Origin of the sequence: Bosea sp. F3-2 (assembly GCF_008253865.1) — a bacterium.
Lineage (GTDB): Bacteria > Pseudomonadota > Alphaproteobacteria > Rhizobiales > Beijerinckiaceae > Allobosea.
On the sequence record NZ_CP042333.1, the window covers coordinates 187,136 to 205,401 of the forward strand.

Below are 18,266 nucleotides of genomic sequence, written 5' to 3' on the forward strand. Positions count from 1 at the left end.
CGCGCCTTCACCAGGCCCAGAGCTCGGCCGGTTTGGCCAGTTCGAGGCGGGCGATCTGGTCCATATGGACTTCGTCGGGACCGTCCGCGAGACGCAGCGTACGCGCCAGCGCCCAGCCTTCCGCGAGGCCAAAATCGCCGCTGACGCCGCCGCCACCATGGATCTGGATCGCCCGATCGAGCACCGCCTGGGCCATGCGCGGCGCGATAACCTTGATCATCGCGATCTCGGCGCGCGCCGCCTTGTTGCCGACCGTGTCCATCATATGAGCCGCCCTCAACGTCAACAGCCGCGCCTGCTCGATCTCCATGCGGCTTTCGGCAATGGCCTCGCGCAGCATGCCCTGCTCGGCGATCGGCTTCCCGAAGGCGACGCGGCTGCGTGCTCGTGCGACCATCGACTCCAATGCCCGTTCAGCCAGACCGATCGCCCGCATGCAGTGATGGATGCGGCCGGGGCCAAGTCGCCCCTGCGCGATCTCGAAACCGCGTCCCTCGCCGAGCAGCATGTTGGTGGCCGGTACGCGCACATCGGTGAACCGCATCTCGAAATGGCCGTGCGGCGCATGATCGTAGCCGAATACCGTCAGCGGTCGGACAGCCTCGACGCCTGGCGTGTCCATCGGCACGAGGATCATCGACTGACGCCGGAAGGGCTCCGCTTCGGGATCGGTCAGGCCCATGAAAATCAGGATCTTGCAACGCCGGTCGCCCGCGCCGGAGGTCCACCACTTGTGCCCGTTGATGACGTAGTCGTCGCCGTCGCGAACGATGCGCGAAGCGATGTTGCGCGCGTCGGAGGAAGCCACCTGCGGCTCCGTCATCGCGAAGCCGGAACGGATCTCGCCCGCCAGCAGCGGCTCAAGCCAGCGCTTTTTCTGTTCAGGCGTGCCGTAGCGCGCGAGCACTTCCATGTTGCCCGTGTCGGGCGCGGAGCAGTTGAAGACTTCGGCGGCGATGGGCGAACGGCCCATCACTTCGCAGAGCGGCGCGTATTCAAGATTGCTGAGGCCCGCGCCGCCGCCGTGATCCGGCAGGAACAGGTTCCATAGCCCGGCTGCGCGAGCTTTCGCCTTCATCTCCTCCATGACCGGCGGCGACATCCAGCGATCGACACTGCCGGCGACCTGCTCGGAATACACCGGCTCGTTCGGGTAGACATGCTCGGCCATGAAGGCACCAAGCCGGGCGAGCAGGTCCCTGACCTTCGGTGAATGTTCGAAGTCCATTATCCTCCCCTTCGCTGCCGCGACGGCGTGGAGTTATCCCTAGCCGATGTTGCCTTGTCGGACAATACGACAAAATAGAAGATGCAACCACAGAGGATTGGAAAATAGATACGGATATTAATCGTTCTATTTCAATATTTTATGATGATATAACTCGGCCCGAGGCACCACACCCGGGTCAAGAGGGATCGCAAGATAGGGTTGTCAATTGTCCGGTTGTCGGGCAAAGATGCCTCCATGACCCGCCGGGCGGGTCGTTGACAGGCGGCGAGGCGCAAGGCGCTTCCAGGCCCTTTCAGGCGAAGGCAAGAGATGGGAACCGCTCGCAGACCCGCTTATGCGCTCAAGGACAAGTACGCGATCGTCGGCATAGGTACGACTGACTACTCGGCCAATTCCGGCCGCACGGTCCGGGCGCTCGCCATCGAGGCTTCGGCCAATGCTATTGCCGATGCCGGCCTGAGGCCCGCCGATATCGACGGCATCGTCAGCTACAACTTCAACGATTCGGCGCCGGCGATCGCCGTCGCGACCGGGCTCGAGATCCCCAATGCCGGCTATGCGGTCGATTTCCTGGCGGGTGGCAACGCCGCCAACCTGATCGTGCTTTCGGCCGTGGCCGCGATCGAAGCCGGGCTAGCCGATACCGTCGTCTGCTACCGCGCGATGAATGGTCGCTCCGGCTTCCGGCTCGGCGGCGGCCGTGAATTCCAGGCGCTGGGCCCGACGCAGTACACCGCGCCCTTCGGCTGGATCACCTATCCGCAAGCCATGGCGATGTGGTGCCGCCGCTATCAGATCGAATACGGGCTGACACCGGAACAACTGGGCAATGTCGCGGTCACGCTGCGAGAGAACGCCGTGCTCAATCCCCGCGCGATGCAGCGCAAGCCGATGACCATGGACGACTATCTCGCCTCGCGCCCGATCGTCGATCCCTTCCGCATGTTCGACATCTGCCTGGAGACGGACGGCGCGTGTGCGGTGGTCGTGACCTCGGCCGAGCGCGCACGGGACTTGAAGCAGAAGCCCGTCTACATCATGGGCGGCGCCTATGGCGGCGGGCCGCAGCAGGGCGACGACCTGTTCGACTGCATCCGCTGGCCAGACCATTCGAAGAACTACAGCCACTACATCGCCGATGATCTCTGGCGTAGCGCCGGCGTGACTCCGAATGATATCGACGTCGCCGAGATCTATGACTGCTTCACCTACAGCATCCTGATGCAGCTCGAGGGGCTCGGCTTCTGCGGGCTGGGCGAGGCCGGCAACTACATCGCCGACGGCCATATCCGCCGCGACGGCAAGCTGCCCGTCAACACCCATGGCGGCCTGCTCTCCGAGGGCTACATCCATGGGTTCAACCATGTGATCGAGGCGGTGGAACAATTACGCGGCCAGTCCGGCCCGCGCCAGATTCCCAATGCGGAGATCGCGCTCACCACCGCCGGAGCGATGACCTGCGGCAGCGCGATGATCCTGAGGAGATAGGGCGATGTCGTTGCCAGAAGCATACGCCAAGCCGGTCCCGGTTCCCGATCCCGATTCCGCGCCGTTCTGGGCCGGCTGCCGCGAGCAGCGCCTGATGATCCAGCATTGCGACGATTGCAGTCGACACCAGTTCCCGCCGAGCAATATCTGCGCGCATTGCGGCTCGGGCCGCCTGTCGTGGAAGCAGGCCTCGGGTGCCGGCAAGGTCTTCAGCTGGATCGTCGTCCGGCATCCGGTGCCGAAGCCGGTCTATGTCGACGATGTCCCCTATGTCGTCGCGCTGATCGAGCTCGCTGAGGGCGTGCGGATGCCGTCCAATATCGTCGGCTGTGCGCCCGAGGATGTGGTGGCGGACATGCCGCTCAAGGTCGCGTTTAAGCAAGTCACCGAAGAGGTGGTGCTGCCGCTGTTCGAGCCAGCTTGAAGTCTGAGAGAATGCTGGGCGGGAACGGGAGAGACGCGGGCCAACCGCGCACCCGGCCCGTCCCGGAACTGGAAACGCCATAGGACGACGGCGATGCACGCTTCCTCCGCCATCATCGCCCAGATGGGCGCGGTCAGCCGCGACGAGATGCAGGCCCTCCAGCTCGCCAAGCTGAGGTGCCAGATCGAGCGGCTGCATGCCACGAGTGGCTTTTATCGGGAGCGATGGGACAGGGCGGGGGTTCGTCTCGACGACATCCGTTCACTGGCTGATCTCAGGCGCATCCCGACGATCACCAAGGCCGATTGCCTCGCCGACCAGAACGAGCACCAGCCCTTCGGCCGGCGTCTCGGCATCGCTCGGGAAGACGTCGCGCTGGTCTGCATGACCGGGGGCACCTCGGGACAGGGGCAGGAAGTCTATGGCCGTTCGCAGCGCGACCTGGTCATGCAGGGCTATTTCCATCAGCTTCCCTGGCACATCGCCGGGCTGCGGCAGGGCGATGTCGGGCTGAACTGCGTTCCCTCCGGCGGTCTCACGACCGGTGGTTGGGGCCCGACGGAGGGCTTCCGTGCCGCCGGCGCCCTGCCATTGACGGTCGGCGGCACGATGAGCACCGACGCCAAGATCGATTTGATGTGCCGCTTCGGCGAGATCCACTTCATCTATGCCTCGACGAACTACCTGCACACGCTGACCGAAGCCCTACGCCGCCGCGGCCTCGACCCGCGCGAGCACTTTCCGACGATGAAGAGCCTGTTCATCGCGGCCGAGGGCTATCCGGTCGAATGGGCGCAGACCATCCAGGAGGTCTGGGGTGCGACATTGCACGAAGGCTATGGCAGCACGCAGGGTGCAGGCTTCATCTGCTCGACCAGCGAGCAGGGCGTCGTCTCGGCCGATGGCGGCCGCGCGCCGATGCAGTGCTTCGACTGGCACGTCATCGTCGAGGTGCTCGATCCCGATACGGATGAGCCGGTGAAGGAAGGCGAGTTCGGCGAAATCGTCTTGACCAATCTCGATATCGAAGGCTCGGCGGTTATCCGCTTCCGCACGCGTGACCGTGTCCGGCTCCTGCCGCAGGCATCGGCGAACAACGGGCGCGCCTGGACCTGCATCGAAAGCGGCACCATCGGCCGCTACGACGACATGATGAAGATCCGCGGCAACAATGTCTGGCCGTCGGCCGTCGATCTCGCCGTCTTCGCCCATCATGAGGTCGCCGAATATGTCGGCAGCGTCTTCGTCGACGAGAAGGGCCGCACCGAGGTCATGGTCAAGGTCGGGCTCAAGCCGGAGCATGCCGAACGCGACGAGGCCGAGCGCGAGGCTGTCCTGCTGCGCGTCCAGACCGCCATCAAGGAGCGGACGAACGTTCAGATGAAGGTCCGCGAAGTGCCGCGCGACGAGCTCCCGTTCTTCGAGAACAAGGCCCGCCGCTGGAAGGACGAGCGCCCCGCCGGCTATCAGTTCTCCGACAAGACCTCGTGATCTCCATGGCCGACAGCACGATGCCCGCAAGCCAGGAACGCCTCTCCTTCACCGCAGCCCTGCCTCGGCTCGAAGCGGCTCTGCGCCAGGCCGGCGTGATCCGCCCGGCCGAAGCCATCGAGATCGAGCGTCAGTTCGAGGCGGGGCAGTCGAACCCGACCTATCTGCTGGCCACCGGCGAGCGCCGCCTCGTGCTGCGCAAGCAGCCCTACGGCCATCTGCTGCCCCGCGCCCATGACGTGGTGCGGGAGCACAATATCATGCAGGCGCTGGGTGGCGCGGGCTTCACCGTGCCGCATCCGCTCTTCGCCAGCGATGATCGCGAGATCATCGGCACGAGCTTTTTCGTGATGGACTACGTTCCCGGTGCCGTTCACTCGGACCCGGCCCTCCCGAATGATGGGCCGGCCCAGCGGTGCTCGATCTACGAGGCGATGGCCGGGACGATGGCGCGGCTGCATCGCATCGAGCCTTCGGCTCTGGAAGCAGCAGGCGTAAAACCCCGCGGCGACTTCATCGGTCGGCAGATCGGCGTCTGGCGCGGCGCCTACCTCGCGGCCATGACCGAGGACGATCCGCGCATCGAGGCGGTGGGGCAATGGCTGCTCGACCACAAACCGAAAACCGAGAATATCGGCATCGTCCATGGCGACTACCGCATCGAGAACCTGATCTTCCAGGGCAGCGAGGTCGCCGCCGTGCTCGACTGGGAGCTCTGCACGGTGGGCGAGCCGCTGGCCGATCTCGCCTATTGCTGCATCTGGTACCACCTGCCGCAATCAGTCCTGAACGGCCTCGCCGATCAGGATCTCCAGGCGCTCGGCATTCCCGACGAGAGCGAGTTTCTTGACATCTATTCTCGTGCATCCGGGATCGATGCCGCCGCCACCCGCGACTATTTCCTCGCCTTCGCCTTCTACAGGCTCGCAGCCATCCTACAGGGCGTCTACAAGCGGGCGCTCGACGGAAACGCCGCCTCGCCGCAGGCACTGACGCGCGGCCGGGTCGCGGAGCTTTGCCTCACACAGGCCGCAGCCTTCGCCGCCCGAGCCTAGAGCGTGCCGCGGTTTTTCGTGACATCAGTGGCCGCCAGAAGCGAGGCCGGCGGCATAGCTCAAATCGCTGTATAGCCACCGTCGACGGCGAGAATCTGCCCGCTGATATGGGCGCTCGCATCTGAGGCGAGGAGCAACGCCGCGCCCTTAAGATCCTGCGAGCCGCCGAGTTCGCCGCGCGGCGTGTGCGCGACGAGCTGCGCCTCGTGCTGATCCAGCGTCGCTGCCGTCAGCTTCGAATGGAAATAGCCCGGCGCCAGCGCATTCATCGTAATGCCGTGCGGTCCCCACTCCGCCGCCAACGCACGCGTGAAGTTCACCAACCCGCCCTTGGCGGTATTGTAGCCGATCGTCCCGACGAGATCCGGATGGTGTCCGCGCAGGCCTTCGATCGAAGCGATGTTCAGGATGCGCCCGCGCCGCGCCGGCAGCATCCAGCGCTTGGCAACCGCCTGCGTCAGCAGAAAGATGCCGGTGAGATTGATCGCCATGACCTTGTTCCAGCCGTCAAGCGGATGGTCCTGCGTTGGCGCGCCCCAGGATGTGCCGGCATTGTTGACGAGGATGTCGACTTGCGGATAGCGCGCGCCGACCCAGTCGCAGAGCGCTTCGATCGCTTCGGGGCGGGAGAGGTCGGCTGCGAAACCCGCGGCGTCGATGCCCTGTGCCTTCAGGTTCTGCTCCGCCGCTTCGAGCTCCGCCGCCTTGCGGGCGACGAGTACAATGCGGGCGCCAAACTCGCCCAACGCCTCCGCGATCTGAAGGCCGAGCCCGCGCGAGCCACCGGTGACTACGGCGACACGGCCGCTAAGATCGAACAGCGCATGAAGCGGGCGGGCGGGCATCAGAAGACGTTTCCTCGACTGGCGGGGCTGTGCGGGACGAGGACAGCTCGACCGGCAACGCCGGGGCATCCGTTGACCCACCCGCTTTTTCTGTTGGACAAGTCAATAACCCGACATAACGTGAAAGCAAGCCCTGCGGTGCTCGCAGGCAGCGGTGAGAGGCCATGACGACGGCGGACACGGGACAAAGCGCTGCGCCAGCGACCGGAGCACAGGAATGGCGCCCGCCCTTCATAATTGGGCAGGCGCTTGAAGCGCCAATCGTCTTCACGCCGGATTCGGTACGCACCTTCGCAACGCTGACCAACGATACCAACCCGCTCCATCATGATGCCGCTCTCGCCTCCACGACCCGTTTCGGCGGGCTGATCGCCAGCGGCACACAGACCACAGGTCTGCTCCTCGGCAGCCTCGCCAATCATATTTTCCCGGAGAACGCCTCGCTCGGGCTGGGCTGCTCCTTCCGGCTGCGAAAGGCCGTGCCGGCTGACGCCGCGCTCATCGCTCGGTGGACGGTCCGAAGCATCGTGCCGAAGCCATCTCTGAACGGCGTACTTGTCGAGTTGGACGGTGGGCTTGTCGATCAGAAGGGCACGGTCTTCGTCGAAGCGAGCGCCACCATCGCCGTGATGCCACACGAAGCGCTCAACCAGGCCCGGCCAACATGAGCGCCCTACGCTCGCTCCGCGGGGGAAAATGCCGTTTCAACCGCCCGACGCTTCCCGAGGAGTGTCTACCTGGGCGCGCAGGACATGCTATGGCAAGAATGCGGCAACGATGCCGCCCCCCGCCCAATGATCTCACTGAAGCCCGCCCAGTGATGGTAACGCCGTGACGAAACAGACCTTCAAGAAGCTCGAGACTGCTCCCGTCTACCGGCTCGTCTATGACGCGATCGAACAGCAGATCGTTCGCGGCGAACTCAAGCCTGGTGTGCTGCTACCCACCGAAACTCATCTCGCTGAGCAGTTCGGCGTCAACCGCTCGACGGTACGCGAAGGCATCCGGATGCTGGAGGAGAGCGGCCTCGTCCAGCGCAAATCGGGCAAGCGCCTGCAGGTGACTCTGCCGCATCTCAACGCCACCGCCGCGCGCACCAGCCGGCTGCTGCGATTGCATGAGGTCACCTTCCGCGAGTTGTGGGAGGCGTCGATCGCCATCGAGCCGGTGGTGGCGCGGTATGCAGCCGAACGGATCACCGCCGCGGAACTGGCTCAGCTCCAGCAAAACATTGCCGAGATGGAGAAGGCGATAACCGACCATGTCGAGGTCGTCAGGCTTGACATCGAGTTCCACGATCTCATCGCCCACGCGGCTCGCAATCGGGCTCTCGGCCTTGCCCGCGAGCCGATCAGCCAGCTTTTCATGCCAGCCGGCAAGGCGATCCTGCCACGTCTCAAGACGCAGAAGCGCATCCTCGACGCCCACCACGCCCTGCTGAAGGCGCTGAAAGAGCGGGACGCCGACGAGGCGGCAGCCTGGATGCATCGCCACATCGCCGACTTCAAGCGCGGGTTTGAACAGACAGGACTCGATCTCGACAGGCCGTTGGAAAGCTTCTAATCGCGTTTCGATATCTGGGCTACGTCAACAACGGCCGTTCTTCTGATCGCAGAGCTACGTGGCAAGCCTGCGCTCTGTCCGAAGCAGAGGTCTATGCCGTTCATCTTGGGCCAGCTTTTGCCGCGATGCCGATGATCAAATTTGATCGCCCGAAAGCCGACCTTTCGGGTGTCAGGAATGGGCCAGCTTTGCCCGTTGGTGGTTGCTGATAAGGGCCCGACGAAGCGCCCTTCCACGCTGCAGGTTGCCAACTCGACAGTCACCGGAAATGATGCCCCCGTTTTCCAGGAGATGCGACGATGGCGACCGGTACCGTGAAGTGGTTCAACGCGACGAAGGGATTTGGCTTTATCCAGCCGGATGATGGCGGCCAGGATGTCTTCGTCCATATCAGCGCCGTCGAGCGAGCCGGCCTGCGCGAGTTGCGAGATGGTCAGAAGATTTCTTACGAGCTCGCCCAGGATCGACGCTCCGGGCGCACTTCGGCTGAGCAGCTTCAAGCGCAATAGCTGCCGATCAGGGGCGAGGACCTAAAAGGCGTCGTCATCTTCGGACGGCGACGTCTCCGTTTCCGGTTCAAATGCCGACACCGGAAACTCCCCTGCAAGCAATCGATCCTTGCTGAGCAGGCCGGCATCCTCGAGGCGCTCGAAATCCGGAAGGTCGCGCAGCGTCTCGAAGCCGAACTGCGACAGGAAGGCGGGCGTGGTCACATAGGTGTAGGGCGCGCCCGGCTGCGGCGAGCGCGGTCCGGCGGCAATGAAGCCGAGCTTCCTCAGATGGCCGATCATGTCGCGGCTGACCTCCTTGCCAAAAACCGTGCTGAGTTCGGCGCGGGTGATCGGCTGGAAATACCCCACGCACAGCAGCACCAGGCTCTCCGCTTGCGACAACGCTTTGCTATCGGCTGCGCCAAGCCCGGTCGCCGTTCGGATCGCGACAGCGAATCCCTTCTTCGTCCGGTGTTGCCAGCCGCCGGCGACAGAGACGAGCTCATACGGCCGCCCGCGCAGCTCTTCGCGGATGTCGTCGATCAGGAGATCGATGCTGCAGGCGCGGCCGACGACGCGCGCAAGGACCTCGCGCCCGACCGGTTCGGGTGAAGCGAAGATGACGGCTTCGACACGCCCCATCCATTCGCGCCAGCGCAGCTCCGGCGGCATGTCGGCGAGCTCCGCGTCAAACAGCTCTTCGGTCTGAATGCGCCTGGCCATCGCGTCACAGCCCATAGAGCCGGAAGCTGGCGCGTCCGGACAGTTCGCGGATGGCATTGAGGTGGCTCAGCCGATCGAACAGCCGGCGCGAGCCCCAACGTGTCAGCTTCGCGGTCTGCAGCGTGCCAGGCACCGCGTCGTCATCGAGCAACAGCTGGATGACCTCCCCTGCCCCCTTGGCCCGGAGCTTCGGTGTTACTGCGATCAGGTGCCCAGCGCGCGGTGCGATGTCGTGCGCCAGCCGGCACGCCTCAGTCGCGGCCAGGGCGAGCGCGACGCAGATCCCGCGGTCGAACCCCTCCCCTCCGGAGCGGACGCGCTCTCGCGAACCTGCACCGCGAAAGGCGAAGCTTCGCGCCTGTGTGACCAGAAGCGGGACGCCGAATGGCCAGCGCATGCGGGCAGCGATGGCCAGGTCAGCAAGCCACCAGGCGAGGAGCTCGGCCTCCGGTCGCACCCGGCAAACCTCGCCCGCGAGCGCTGCGGCGACCCACGGCGCCGGCCGACCGGAGCGGACCAGTTCGCCGAGACAACTGGGCAGCGTCTCGAACGCGTCGCTCCAACGCAGGCCGAGTAAGCCGACAATCGAGCGCAGTGCCTCCGCATCGACACTGGGCGAGCGACCGGCGAGCCGCCGCCACGCCGCAAGCAGATTGCCGGCGGGGCCGGGATCGGTGCCGGCAGCGCGCCAATGCCAGGCGTCGCGCAATTGCGCTTCGCTCTCGGTCCGCCCGGCCAGACCGACGGCACTGGCCGCGCATTGGAGCGCCAGCCGTTGACGCCAGGCGCCAGCCCAGGATGGCGCGGCGCGCACGAGATTATCCAAGGAATTCAACGCCGAACCGGCCATGAAGGCGGCTTCGACATCGCTCGTCACGCTGCCGCGCGGGGCGGCCCAGGCCGGGACAACCTGCGGGACGAAGGCGGCGGCACGGGGCAAATCGGGCATCTCCATCGCCGAGGATGATAATAGGAGGTTGCGCTTATGGCTATTGAAACCCGTCTAAAGCGCACGCTCCGTCGGAGAACGATAATGACTGATAAGATTGCATTATCGGTCATTTTCACTTTATATAAGAGAGGCGCGATTTGGCCGTCCAGAAGCCCTCCAACGGCCTCCCGCCGAGCTCCGCCCGCCGAAATTAGCTGCATTTCAGGAGGCCGCCGGTGTCGGACAATCCACGGTCAGACGAAGCCGCCTCCCCGGCCCCACTGCTGCCGCAGACGGACGAGCAGCCGACGCCGCTGTCCAGTCATCTCGAAGGGCTCGCAGCCCGGGCGCGCGACTACGCCGAGGCCGCTAGCTCGGCCAACACCCGCCGCGCCTATGCCGCGGATTGGCGGCATTTCGCAAGCTGGTGCCGACGTCAGGGCCTCGAGGATTTTCGGCCCGATCCGCAAGTCGTCGGCCTCTACATCACGGCCTGCGCCTCCGGCGCGGCGGCCGGCGATCGAAAGCCCAATTCGGTGGCGACGATCGAGCGCCGGCTTTCCGCGCTAAACTGGGCCTATGCCCAGCGCGGCACGCCGCTCGATCGCAAGGACCGGCACATCGCAACGGTCCTCGCCGGCATCCGCAACAGCCATGGTCGCCCCCCGGTCCAGAAGGAGGCCGTGCTCGGCGAGGACCTGGTCGTCATGCTGGAAACCCTGGACCGCGGCACGCTTCGCGGGCTGCGCGATCGCGCTATCCTTTTGCTCGGCTTTGCCGGGGGCTTGCGTCGCTCCGAAATCGTCTCCCTCGACGTCGGCAAGGATCAGACGCGCGATGGTCGCGGCTGGGTCGAGATCCTCGAGGATGGCATGCTCGTTAACCTGCGCGGCAAGACCGGCTGGCGCGAGATCGAGATCGGCCGTGGCTCGGCCGATCTGACCTGCCCGGTCATCGCCCTGCAGATCTGGCTCAGCTTGGGGCGGATCGATCATGGCCCGCTGTTTCGACGCGTGACCGGTCAGGGCAAGGAGGCCGGCCCCGATCGGTTGACGGACCAACATGTCGCCCGGCTCGTCAAGCAATGCGCCATGGCCGCCGGCATCCGCGGCGATCTGCCTGAAGGAGAACGCGAGCGCCGGTTCGCCGGGCATTCCTTGCGAGCCGGCCTCGCCTCCTCGGCGGAGGTCGATGAGCGCTATGTCCAGAAGCACCTCGGGCACGCCTCTGCCGAGATGACGCGACGCTATCAACGACGCCGCGATCGCTTCCGGGTCAATCTCACCAAGGCCGCCGGTCTATAGGCTAGACCGATCCGCTGTCAGGTCACAAACCACCCAAACCCCATAAATGACCACAGGCGGCGTTTGACACCTTGCCTCAATACCCCCTGCGACTTCCACAGAGGGCATTAAGCGGTCTTCCTACGAGGTGGATTTTTTCGGCGGTTGAGTTCGCACTCGTAGCCCACCGCGCCTAGCGGAGAATCGGCAATGCGACACCCGCGGCGATCGCCACGACGATGGCGCTCCGAATAAGGATGCCATTGATCCGAGCCATTGAGGCTTCTGAGCTTTCCGGCGTACGCATGACTTCGCCTCCCTCACAGCCAGCTTCGGACTCACCTTGACCTCAATCGGGAACCTCTCCTACCTGCTAAACTTCGGTCTCCTGTGACTGGTCAGCCACGCTAGAGGATCGGCCCCCTCCCCTACCCCCTAGCCGGCCCAGATAGGGGAGGGGGCAAACTCGCGCCGAGAACGCGTCGCCGATAACCTCGCCGGACTTTCTTTTGCAGCCAATCGTCCAAGGCCTCTTTTGCCAACTCAGCGTTGGCATAAAGGTCCAAACGCTTGCGTCCTCGCTGGCCACGACGGCCCCACTCCCGAACCAAAGCCGTATCGCCAAAAAGTGTTGGCTCAATCGCAAGCACATAGAATCGAGCCATATTCTGCGCTGGATCGGACCGGTCCAACACCAGCATCTGCAAGCGCGGCGCATCTTTTGCGGAGGCGTTTTCCATGGGCGCATTTCGCGCTCATGGCTGGTACCGGTCCAACGCAAAGGATGAATCGATCAGTTGCTCACGATTCACAGCGTTGATGAGCCGTCCGCTGTCTAGCAGTGCGAGATGTGCAGGACTGTGCCTCTATCGCTAACTCAGATCCCAGACCTCGCAACCAAATCCTCGACCTTCGCCGCGCTCACGAGCTCCGCCTGGCCCACGAGCACGCCGCCCTTCATCACCGAGCAAGCCGTCACGCCTGGACGCGTTTGCATATCCCGGTATCGCCGAAGCGCGTCAGTGGCAGAAGCCGCCGCTTCCTTGACCGTGCTACCCCGGATCGTGGCCTTGATCTGAAACACGTTTATTCCTTTGAACAATCGAAGATGCAGAGCGCTAACGCCATTTTCGAATCGGCGCGCCCTAGCCTGCGGAGTGATACCAGACCGACGCCGCGCTGACTCCGACCCGTTTTGGAAGTGTCTACAACAGCGTACCTCGCTTCCTCATGGCCCTACGCTCGCTTGGGCTCACGCCGGCGGCTTCCGATCAGCGCCATCAGCATCGGGCCGATCGAGAACTCGTTGGCTTCAGCTTTCCGCGTCAGGCCGCGCAGATATCCGCCGGCGCTTGAAATCGCATCACCACGCTGCAGGATGGCAGCAACGACAATCGAAGCTTCCGTTTCGCCCATCGCATTCTGCGCATCGAGCCAGGCGCTCGGACTAATTCCGAGCATCGATCGCACCATCGACGCCGTCGCCAGGAAGTCTCGCCAGCTGGAAATTCCGCCGCGGGCATAGTCGATGATATCCGGACAGGCATCGAGCACCATTCCCAACGGGAAGGGCCGTTCCGGCTTCCTCACCGGTTCAGGATCGCTCTCGACCTTGACGACCCTGCTTTCTGGAAAGCGAGGTTCAAGATCAGTAGGAAGATCTGGATTTGAATTCTGTTTGTGGCGCTCAGAATGAGACTCATTGCCGCTTAGATTCTGAGTTTTTGTATGAAGTTCCAGCAGGTTGAGAATCTCATCGGCCAGCATCGACAATTCGTCGGCGATCGGCTCTAGGATCTCTCTTGGTGCCGTGCGCGGAATCCGGTCGACGATCCCTCGATAGAGGGCGTGGATCTCCTGCCAGGTTGACGGCCCCTGCTCAGCCTGGTGTGCGGAGACATTCTCCTCAATCGCCGTGGCAATCATCTTCGCGATGTCGCGTCGGCAAATCGTAATCCGCTCCCGAACAAGTTTGAGCGCCCTCTCCTCGATCCGAACGCTTTCGGCCGCGTTCTCGATCTCTGCAGATCGGACGACCAATGGCGAGAGATCGAAGCCAAACGCGAGCTCAATATCCCCTCCCCTGCCCTTCCGGGCATAGCGCTTCCCGTTGGGGCTATCGCGGCGAACGATGAGCCCGGAATCGACGAGTACTGAGAGATGGCGCCGCAGCGTCGCCGGCGACATGCCGTGCGCCCGGAGCGCAAGCTGCTGGTTCGAGGGGAAGACGACGAGCTGCTCGCCCGTCAGCACTGTCTCTGGATGGAAGGTCAACAAGGCGTCGAGCACCGCCAGGGCGCGCTCGTTCACGCCCAGCTGAGCCTTAGCCGTGCAGATATCCCGAAACAGATTCCATTTGTGGACCGCCTTCTCGGGCGTCCGTTCCTTCGCGAGGGCCTGATTTGCCACATGGGCAAGCGTCAGCGTTCGCCGCCCGAAAGGCGTCGTAGAGATGTGCGAAACCATGTTCCTTTACCTGTTGTTAGGCAAAAGAATGCGGCTCGCCCGAAACGACACTGCGTTCGAGGTGACTCTTGACAGCGATTCGCGGAAGTGGGATTCTCAACCTACCACAGTGGAGAAGGGCTTCCGGATTTCGTTCTGGGGGCCTTTTTCTTTTGCGGCCTCGTTAGCGATCCTATTTCGTCAATGCCCTCCCTTCGCTTGAAACTGGCGATAAAGTTCCGGGAGTTGCGACGCGACGAACTCCCCGAATGCAGCTGAGCGGGATACGTCAACTACAACCGAAAGCGTTCTCTTAGATCGCTCGACGGTTGCGATTCGCTCGCCCGTCCCCTTTTCCAATACGACCTCTTCCGCTTTACCAGGGCGTTTCGCCGCCATCGCATCGAACAGCATCGCGAAGCGCTGATCACTTTCTGCCTGCTTGAAGTCCGGGCTATTCAGTACAGCATCAATGAGTGTCCGGTCGGACAGAGCCGACAATCGCTCCTCGAATGCCATCCACCTAGGGCGACCGGTGCGTGGTGCAGGACCAATTGCGATGATGAGGTCACGTGTGATCGACTTCGTCAGCGCCAGCAATCGGGAGAGCACGGTCTTATCGACGCCGATGGCCGACATAATGATGGCGCGGTCAAAGCCGCGTTCCTCGAGGGTCTGCGCAAAGAGCCCGCGCTCGATGAAGCTCAGGTCCTTACGCGCGGAGTTCTCTTGTCCCTGAACGACAACGAGTTCTTCATCAGTCAAGTTTTGAACAACCGCACGGATCGGTCGCCCAAGAAGGCCAAGGATCTTTGCCCTCCGGTGCCCATACGCGATCTGAAAGTGCTCAGCGCGATTGGGGTCCGGGCGAACCAAAATAGGACTCTTCTGCCCCGCCTCTTTGATTGCCACGTAAAGTGAAGTCTGCTCGATCGCCTCGTCATCCAAACGATCCTGAGCAAACGAGCTGGCGAGTTTGTCTGCCGGTATCTCAATGACCGACGTCCCGGACGCAATGAGCTCTTTCGCACGTTCAGCTGCGGACGCGATGCTCTCCAGCGATCGACCCATGGCACCGACGGCTCCCGCTCGAACATGTGGCGGGGCCGACACATTCGGCTTGGGTGCAGCGTCCAAGGGGGCGGCTTGCGCAGGCTCGTCTGCGCGGCGTGTCAGAATTCCCCTGATGGTATCCTTTCGGCTCATCGCAGTGCCTCACTGAGGCCCACCACGGGTGAGTTGACAGCTGTCAACTGCCACGAAGGACGGCCGAGTTGACAGATGTCAACTGCCGCAGCGGCACCAAAAGAATCAACGCATGCGCTCATGCCGCCCGCCCCCAAGCGCTCCCAATCAGCCTCTCAATTTCTCCATTGACGGCATCCAGAGATTCCACAGCGCGATCGTATGTTTGCTTCGAAAAATTCTCGCGCCCGACCTCATATAATGTTTGCTTCGAAAGACCCGCGTCCGAAATCGCCGTGGACTTCACCATGGTGCTATTCAGAACACGGTCTCGAAATAGAGACCGCATGAACGCCACCATCTGTGTCTGCGGTGCGTCCGCGGGCTCGAACCGAGTGACCACATACCGTATGAAGTCGTAATCGAGAGAGCCGCCGGAGTTCTGGACAACCTTCAGCATATCTGAAGCCATCAGCAGGAACTGACACATCGACATCACGTCAAGCATCTGCGGGTGGACAGTGATCAGCAATGACGTCGCCGCGCACAATGCGCCGAGCGTAAGGAAGCCGAGCTGGGGAGGGCAGTCGACAATCATCACATCATAATCAGCTGCAACCGAACCTAGCGCCGTAGCGACCCTACCGAAGAAGGGCTCAGTCGAGCGTTCGGCCAAGGCACGAGGCGTGTCATGCTCGAATTCCATCAGCTCCAGATTGCCTGGCACCAGATCGAGGCCGGGAAAATACGTTTTGCGAATAATGTCACGGAGAGGGCGACGCTCGTCGTCATAGCGGACAGCGGCGTACATCGTCTCGTTAGCCTGAATGTCGTACTCAGGCTGATAGCCGTGGAGGGCGGTGAGGGAGGCCTGGGGGTCCAGATCGATCGCCAGCACCCGATACCCATGCAAGGCAAGATACTGCGCCAGGTGCGACGCGGTTGTCGTCTTGCCAGAGCCGCCTTTGAAATTAACGACCGCCAGCACCTGGCAATGTTCGCTGTCGCGCCGGTGAGGGACGTAGCGCTTGTTCTTTGAGCCTTCTTCGAGGACCGCTCGTAATTCGTTTATCTGGTCAAGCGTGTATGATCGCCTCCCGCCAGACGTCATAGCGGGTTGAGGCCCTTTGCCTTGCAGCGACACCTGCCGAAGATAGGCGTCCGCAATACCGATAAGCTTGGCTGCCTCTACCGAGGAAAAGGATCTCAATGTCTTCTGCGAAACCGGCGGAAAGAGAGCTTCGCGCATCGCGTGCAGCTCAGCCGACAAAGCGGCACCATCGCCTGCGATGACATCTGCCACCGCGAGGCTGGATACCTGCTCAGAGGGGATGGTGTTACGCGCTTTCGCCATAACTACGCGGGACGCTCCAACTACGGATTATTTTCGTAGTTGGAGGATTGTCCCGAGTCGGAGGATGTGACAAGGATTTAGTGGTTAACAGATCGTTAACGCTTTCGCCAATCCCGCAACCGTAACCGACTTTTCGCTATATTTTTCTGAGCCTTAGTTCTGCCGCTAACCTTGTTTCCGGCCGAAATTTACTCTGTTGCTTGGCAGTCGAATTTCCTCCCAACGTGCCTATGGAGGCTCGATGGCGAGCATGGCAATTCAAAGAATGCCGAATCGCGATCCTTGATGGCAGGGGATCGGCCGAAGGAAAGCTGGCGCAAAAGAACCGAGCGAACGCGTAGGAAGGGCAGGGGTTTCGCATCTGATCCACCGTTGGACGCTCACCAATATGAAGAATCGGCAATCGACCTAGGGGGAGGCGCGGGCAGGGCGTGCATCTTTCATAATGACGTTCAAAGATCCCTCGGGCATGGATGATCTTGTGACAGCATCGTGGAACGTCAGAGGCCCTCTGTCGAACTTGTCCGCATCGGGCTGCAGGATACCGCATTCAAAAATATGGGGTTGAAACCCAGTCTCAGCCATAGCAAGCCGATGCTCGGTCATATGCTCCAACTGCGGGCGATGGCTGATGGCCGAACTCAGCAACTGATGGACAGTTTCATCTTCGGCAAACTGAGGCCGGAACCGATAGATCGGCTCGTCGAAATCGCTTCCGACAATCCCCATTAGCGCCGCACCCGCCAGCACCATGCTCGCTAACGATAGACACCCGCACGACAATCTCGCGGTTCAGTTGATAGATGTTCTTGCCCTCAGCCACCGAACATGCCCGCTTTATTGTCCAACCAACCGGCGCCAGTGCTCGGTGTCACGCCGATGCAGAACTTCGTAGCCATCGACAATACGATCCAAGACGTCCGCCTTACCCATTTGCCCAATGGACCAAATCGCCAATCCGCGATCGCCGTGGATCACTCCGGAGCCGCAACGATGGACGAGCTCCAACGCTTCCGCATCGCCAACCGGCCTGGCGAGTTTGGCGCACAGATACAAATACGTCGCCGGATGACTTTGACGGACCGCGTCCCAGACCTCGGTGGTCGTTCCTCCGCAGCGGGATATCGCCCTCCCGATGATCCAGCCCTCCTCACATGCAGCAGCCAATTCGGGCATGACAGCGCGAAGGAATTCCGGCTCGGCCTGGTATGCAAGCGCCTTGGCGGCCCGAAAATCACTGGTATCGCGCCAATATCCCAACGCGGTCGTGGCATCGAAAAGGCTCTCTATCTCCTTCACCGCCTTGAGCCAGCGGGCCATGGCGCCTCGGCCGCCACGATGGATCCAGCGCTCCAGCAACATCTGCTGCGCGTTGATAGGGAGGTACTGGAACACCGCGCTATGGAGCGCGTCGGCAGCCCGCCTCAGGTTGAGGTCTCTGTCCGAGCTCCCTGCAGTCCCTTCAACCAGACCAACCACAGGTGAATAGTCATCGAGCCCGGGGCCAAGAAGGCGCAGCAGACGCCTCCGCATCGCCAACCGCACACGAACCGATGCATCGAGGGTCTGCGCAATGGCCAAGCAAAGATCAGGAAGGCTCAGACAAGCAATGTAGGCATGGAACAAGGCGCGCCGATCGGCCTCGTAGATGTCGTCCGTTTCGAGCGAGCGCACGCGCTCCAGCACGGCTGACACGTCTCGATGCATCACAGGCTCCCGGATCTCCCGCTAAGGATTAAATCAAGGATTGAGCAAAT

The 18,266-nt window shown here is 62.6% G+C and carries 19 protein-coding genes; 8 read left to right on the top strand and 11 right to left on the bottom strand.

Features of this window, described 5'->3' with window-relative positions; translation table 11 throughout:
• Positions 1–7 precede the first annotated feature (7 nt).
• Positions 8–1,228 carry an acyl-CoA dehydrogenase family protein gene (locus tag FQV39_RS32880; protein ID WP_149134651.1) on the bottom strand — a complete coding sequence of 407 codons (1,221 nt, stop codon included), beginning with the start codon at positions 1,226–1,228 and terminating at the stop codon, positions 8–10.
• Between the two features lie 312 nt (positions 1,229–1,540).
• Between FQV39_RS32880 and FQV39_RS32885 the strand changes: the two genes are divergently transcribed.
• The 4 genes from FQV39_RS32885 to FQV39_RS32900 all read left to right on the top strand — a co-directional run bounded on the left by FQV39_RS32885 (position 1,541) and on the right by FQV39_RS32900 (position 5,689).
• The gene (locus FQV39_RS32885; protein WP_149134652.1) at positions 1,541–2,719 is read left to right on the top strand and encodes a thiolase C-terminal domain-containing protein; all 1,179 of its coding nucleotides are present in this window, start codon (positions 1,541–1,543) and stop codon (positions 2,717–2,719) included.
• 4 nt (positions 2,720–2,723) lie between these two features.
• Positions 2,724–3,143 (top strand): Zn-ribbon domain-containing OB-fold protein, encoded by a 420-nt coding sequence (locus FQV39_RS32890; protein WP_149134653.1) that lies wholly within the window; start codon positions 2,724–2,726, stop codon positions 3,141–3,143.
• Positions 3,144–3,236: 93 nt separating this feature from the next.
• Positions 3,237–4,634 (top strand): phenylacetate--CoA ligase family protein, encoded by a 1,398-nt coding sequence (locus tag FQV39_RS32895; RefSeq protein ID WP_149134654.1) that lies wholly within the window; start codon positions 3,237–3,239, stop codon positions 4,632–4,634.
• Positions 4,635–4,639: 5 nt separating this feature from the next.
• The gene (locus FQV39_RS32900) at positions 4,640–5,689 is read left to right on the top strand and encodes a phosphotransferase family protein (RefSeq protein ID WP_149134655.1); all 1,050 of its coding nucleotides are present in this window, start codon (positions 4,640–4,642) and stop codon (positions 5,687–5,689) included.
• Positions 5,690–5,748: 59 nt separating this feature from the next.
• Here FQV39_RS32900 and FQV39_RS32905 read toward each other — a convergent pair whose 3' ends face one another.
• Positions 5,749–6,534, bottom strand: a complete 786-nt coding sequence (locus tag FQV39_RS32905; protein ID WP_149134656.1) for an SDR family oxidoreductase — start codon at positions 6,532–6,534, stop codon at positions 5,749–5,751.
• A gap of 164 nt (positions 6,535–6,698) precedes the next feature.
• On the opposite strand from FQV39_RS32905, the gene FQV39_RS32910 reads away from it, so the two are divergent.
• The 3 genes from FQV39_RS32910 (at position 6,699) to FQV39_RS32920 (ending at position 8,606) form a co-directional block, all read left to right on the top strand.
• Entirely contained in the window at positions 6,699–7,202 is a 504-nt protein-coding gene (locus tag FQV39_RS32910; RefSeq protein WP_149134657.1) for a MaoC family dehydratase, read from the top strand.
• 163 nt (positions 7,203–7,365) lie between these two features.
• On the top strand, positions 7,366–8,097 hold the full coding sequence (locus tag FQV39_RS32915) for a FadR/GntR family transcriptional regulator (protein WP_149134658.1): 732 nt from the start codon (positions 7,366–7,368) through the stop codon (positions 8,095–8,097).
• Between the two features lie 299 nt (positions 8,098–8,396).
• Positions 8,397–8,606 (top strand): cold-shock protein, encoded by a 210-nt coding sequence (locus FQV39_RS32920; protein WP_149134659.1) that lies wholly within the window; start codon positions 8,397–8,399, stop codon positions 8,604–8,606.
• Positions 8,607–8,627: 21 nt separating this feature from the next.
• Here the strand turns inward: FQV39_RS32920 and scpB are convergent, their stop codons facing one another.
• On the bottom strand, positions 8,628–9,311 hold the full coding sequence (scpB, locus tag FQV39_RS32925; RefSeq protein WP_149134660.1) for an SMC-Scp complex subunit ScpB: 684 nt from the start codon (positions 9,309–9,311) through the stop codon (positions 8,628–8,630).
• 4 nt (positions 9,312–9,315) lie between these two features.
• On the bottom strand, positions 9,316–10,260 hold the full coding sequence (locus tag FQV39_RS32930; protein WP_248313571.1) for a DUF1403 family protein: 945 nt from the start codon (positions 10,258–10,260) through the stop codon (positions 9,316–9,318).
• Between the two features lie 263 nt (positions 10,261–10,523).
• On the opposite strand from FQV39_RS32930, the gene FQV39_RS32935 reads away from it, so the two are divergent.
• A complete protein-coding gene (locus FQV39_RS32935) occupies positions 10,524–11,546 on the top strand; it encodes a tyrosine-type recombinase/integrase (RefSeq protein ID WP_248313584.1) in 1,023 nt (340 codons plus the stop codon).
• A gap of 407 nt (positions 11,547–11,953) precedes the next feature.
• Here FQV39_RS32935 and FQV39_RS32940 read toward each other — a convergent pair whose 3' ends face one another.
• The 7 genes from FQV39_RS32940 to FQV39_RS32970 form a co-directional block, all read right to left on the bottom strand.
• Positions 11,954–12,265 carry a WGR domain-containing protein gene (locus FQV39_RS32940; RefSeq protein WP_349238614.1) on the bottom strand — a complete coding sequence of 104 codons (312 nt, stop codon included), beginning with the start codon at positions 12,263–12,265 and terminating at the stop codon, positions 11,954–11,956.
• Between the two features lie 137 nt (positions 12,266–12,402).
• A complete protein-coding gene (locus tag FQV39_RS32945; protein ID WP_149134663.1) occupies positions 12,403–12,609 on the bottom strand; it encodes a hypothetical protein in 207 nt (68 codons plus the stop codon).
• A 152-nt stretch (positions 12,610–12,761) separates the two neighbouring features.
• Positions 12,762–13,991, bottom strand: a complete 1,230-nt coding sequence (gene repC, locus FQV39_RS32950; RefSeq protein ID WP_149134664.1) for a plasmid replication protein RepC — start codon at positions 13,989–13,991, stop codon at positions 12,762–12,764.
• 180 nt (positions 13,992–14,171) lie between these two features.
• Positions 14,172–15,176: a plasmid partitioning protein RepB gene (gene repB, locus FQV39_RS32955; RefSeq protein WP_149134665.1), complete on the bottom strand. Its 1,005-nt coding sequence runs from the start codon at positions 15,174–15,176 to the stop codon at positions 14,172–14,174.
• Positions 15,177–15,294: 118 nt separating this feature from the next.
• Positions 15,295–16,509: a plasmid partitioning protein RepA gene (gene repA / locus FQV39_RS32960; RefSeq protein WP_149134666.1), complete on the bottom strand. Its 1,215-nt coding sequence runs from the start codon at positions 16,507–16,509 to the stop codon at positions 15,295–15,297.
• 408 nt (positions 16,510–16,917) lie between these two features.
• A complete protein-coding gene (locus FQV39_RS32965; RefSeq protein ID WP_149134667.1) occupies positions 16,918–17,262 on the bottom strand; it encodes a hypothetical protein in 345 nt (114 codons plus the stop codon).
• An 84-nt stretch (positions 17,263–17,346) separates the two neighbouring features.
• Entirely contained in the window at positions 17,347–18,216 is an 870-nt protein-coding gene (locus FQV39_RS32970; protein ID WP_149134668.1) for a hypothetical protein, read from the bottom strand.
• Positions 18,217–18,266 lie beyond the last annotated feature (50 nt).

Coding starts and splice junctions, on each gene's coding strand:
- scpB (WP_149134660.1), bottom strand. CDS start 9,311: ATGGCCAGGCGCATTCAGACCGAAGAGCTGTTTGACGCGGAGCTCGCC.
- FQV39_RS32905 (WP_149134656.1), bottom strand. CDS start 6,534: ATGCCCGCCCGCCCGCTTCATGCGCTGTTCGATCTTAGCGGCCGTGTC.
- FQV39_RS32880 (WP_149134651.1), bottom strand. CDS start 1,228: ATGGACTTCGAACATTCACCGAAGGTCAGGGACCTGCTCGCCCGGCTT.
- FQV39_RS32895 (WP_149134654.1), top strand. CDS start 3,237: ATGCACGCTTCCTCCGCCATCATCGCCCAGATGGGCGCGGTCAGCCGC.
- FQV39_RS32965 (WP_149134667.1), bottom strand. CDS start 17,262: ATGGTGCTGGCGGGTGCGGCGCTAATGGGGATTGTCGGAAGCGATTTC.
- FQV39_RS32890 (WP_149134653.1), top strand. CDS start 2,724: ATGTCGTTGCCAGAAGCATACGCCAAGCCGGTCCCGGTTCCCGATCCC.
- FQV39_RS32920 (WP_149134659.1), top strand. CDS start 8,397: ATGGCGACCGGTACCGTGAAGTGGTTCAACGCGACGAAGGGATTTGGC.
- repA (WP_149134666.1), bottom strand. CDS start 16,509: ATGGCGAAAGCGCGTAACACCATCCCCTCTGAGCAGGTATCCAGCCTC.
- FQV39_RS32970 (WP_149134668.1), bottom strand. CDS start 18,216: ATGCATCGAGACGTGTCAGCCGTGCTGGAGCGCGTGCGCTCGCTCGAA.
- repB (WP_149134665.1), bottom strand. CDS start 15,176: ATGAGCCGAAAGGATACCATCAGGGGAATTCTGACACGCCGCGCAGAC.
- FQV39_RS32885 (WP_149134652.1), top strand. CDS start 1,541: ATGGGAACCGCTCGCAGACCCGCTTATGCGCTCAAGGACAAGTACGCG.
- FQV39_RS32910 (WP_149134657.1), top strand. CDS start 6,699: ATGACGACGGCGGACACGGGACAAAGCGCTGCGCCAGCGACCGGAGCA.
- repC (WP_149134664.1), bottom strand. CDS start 13,991: ATGGTTTCGCACATCTCTACGACGCCTTTCGGGCGGCGAACGCTGACG.
- FQV39_RS32940 (WP_349238614.1), bottom strand. CDS start 12,265: ATGGAAAACGCCTCCGCAAAAGATGCGCCGCGCTTGCAGATGCTGGTG.
- FQV39_RS32900 (WP_149134655.1), top strand. CDS start 4,640: ATGGCCGACAGCACGATGCCCGCAAGCCAGGAACGCCTCTCCTTCACC.
- FQV39_RS32930 (WP_248313571.1), bottom strand. CDS start 10,260: ATGCCCGATTTGCCCCGTGCCGCCGCCTTCGTCCCGCAGGTTGTCCCG.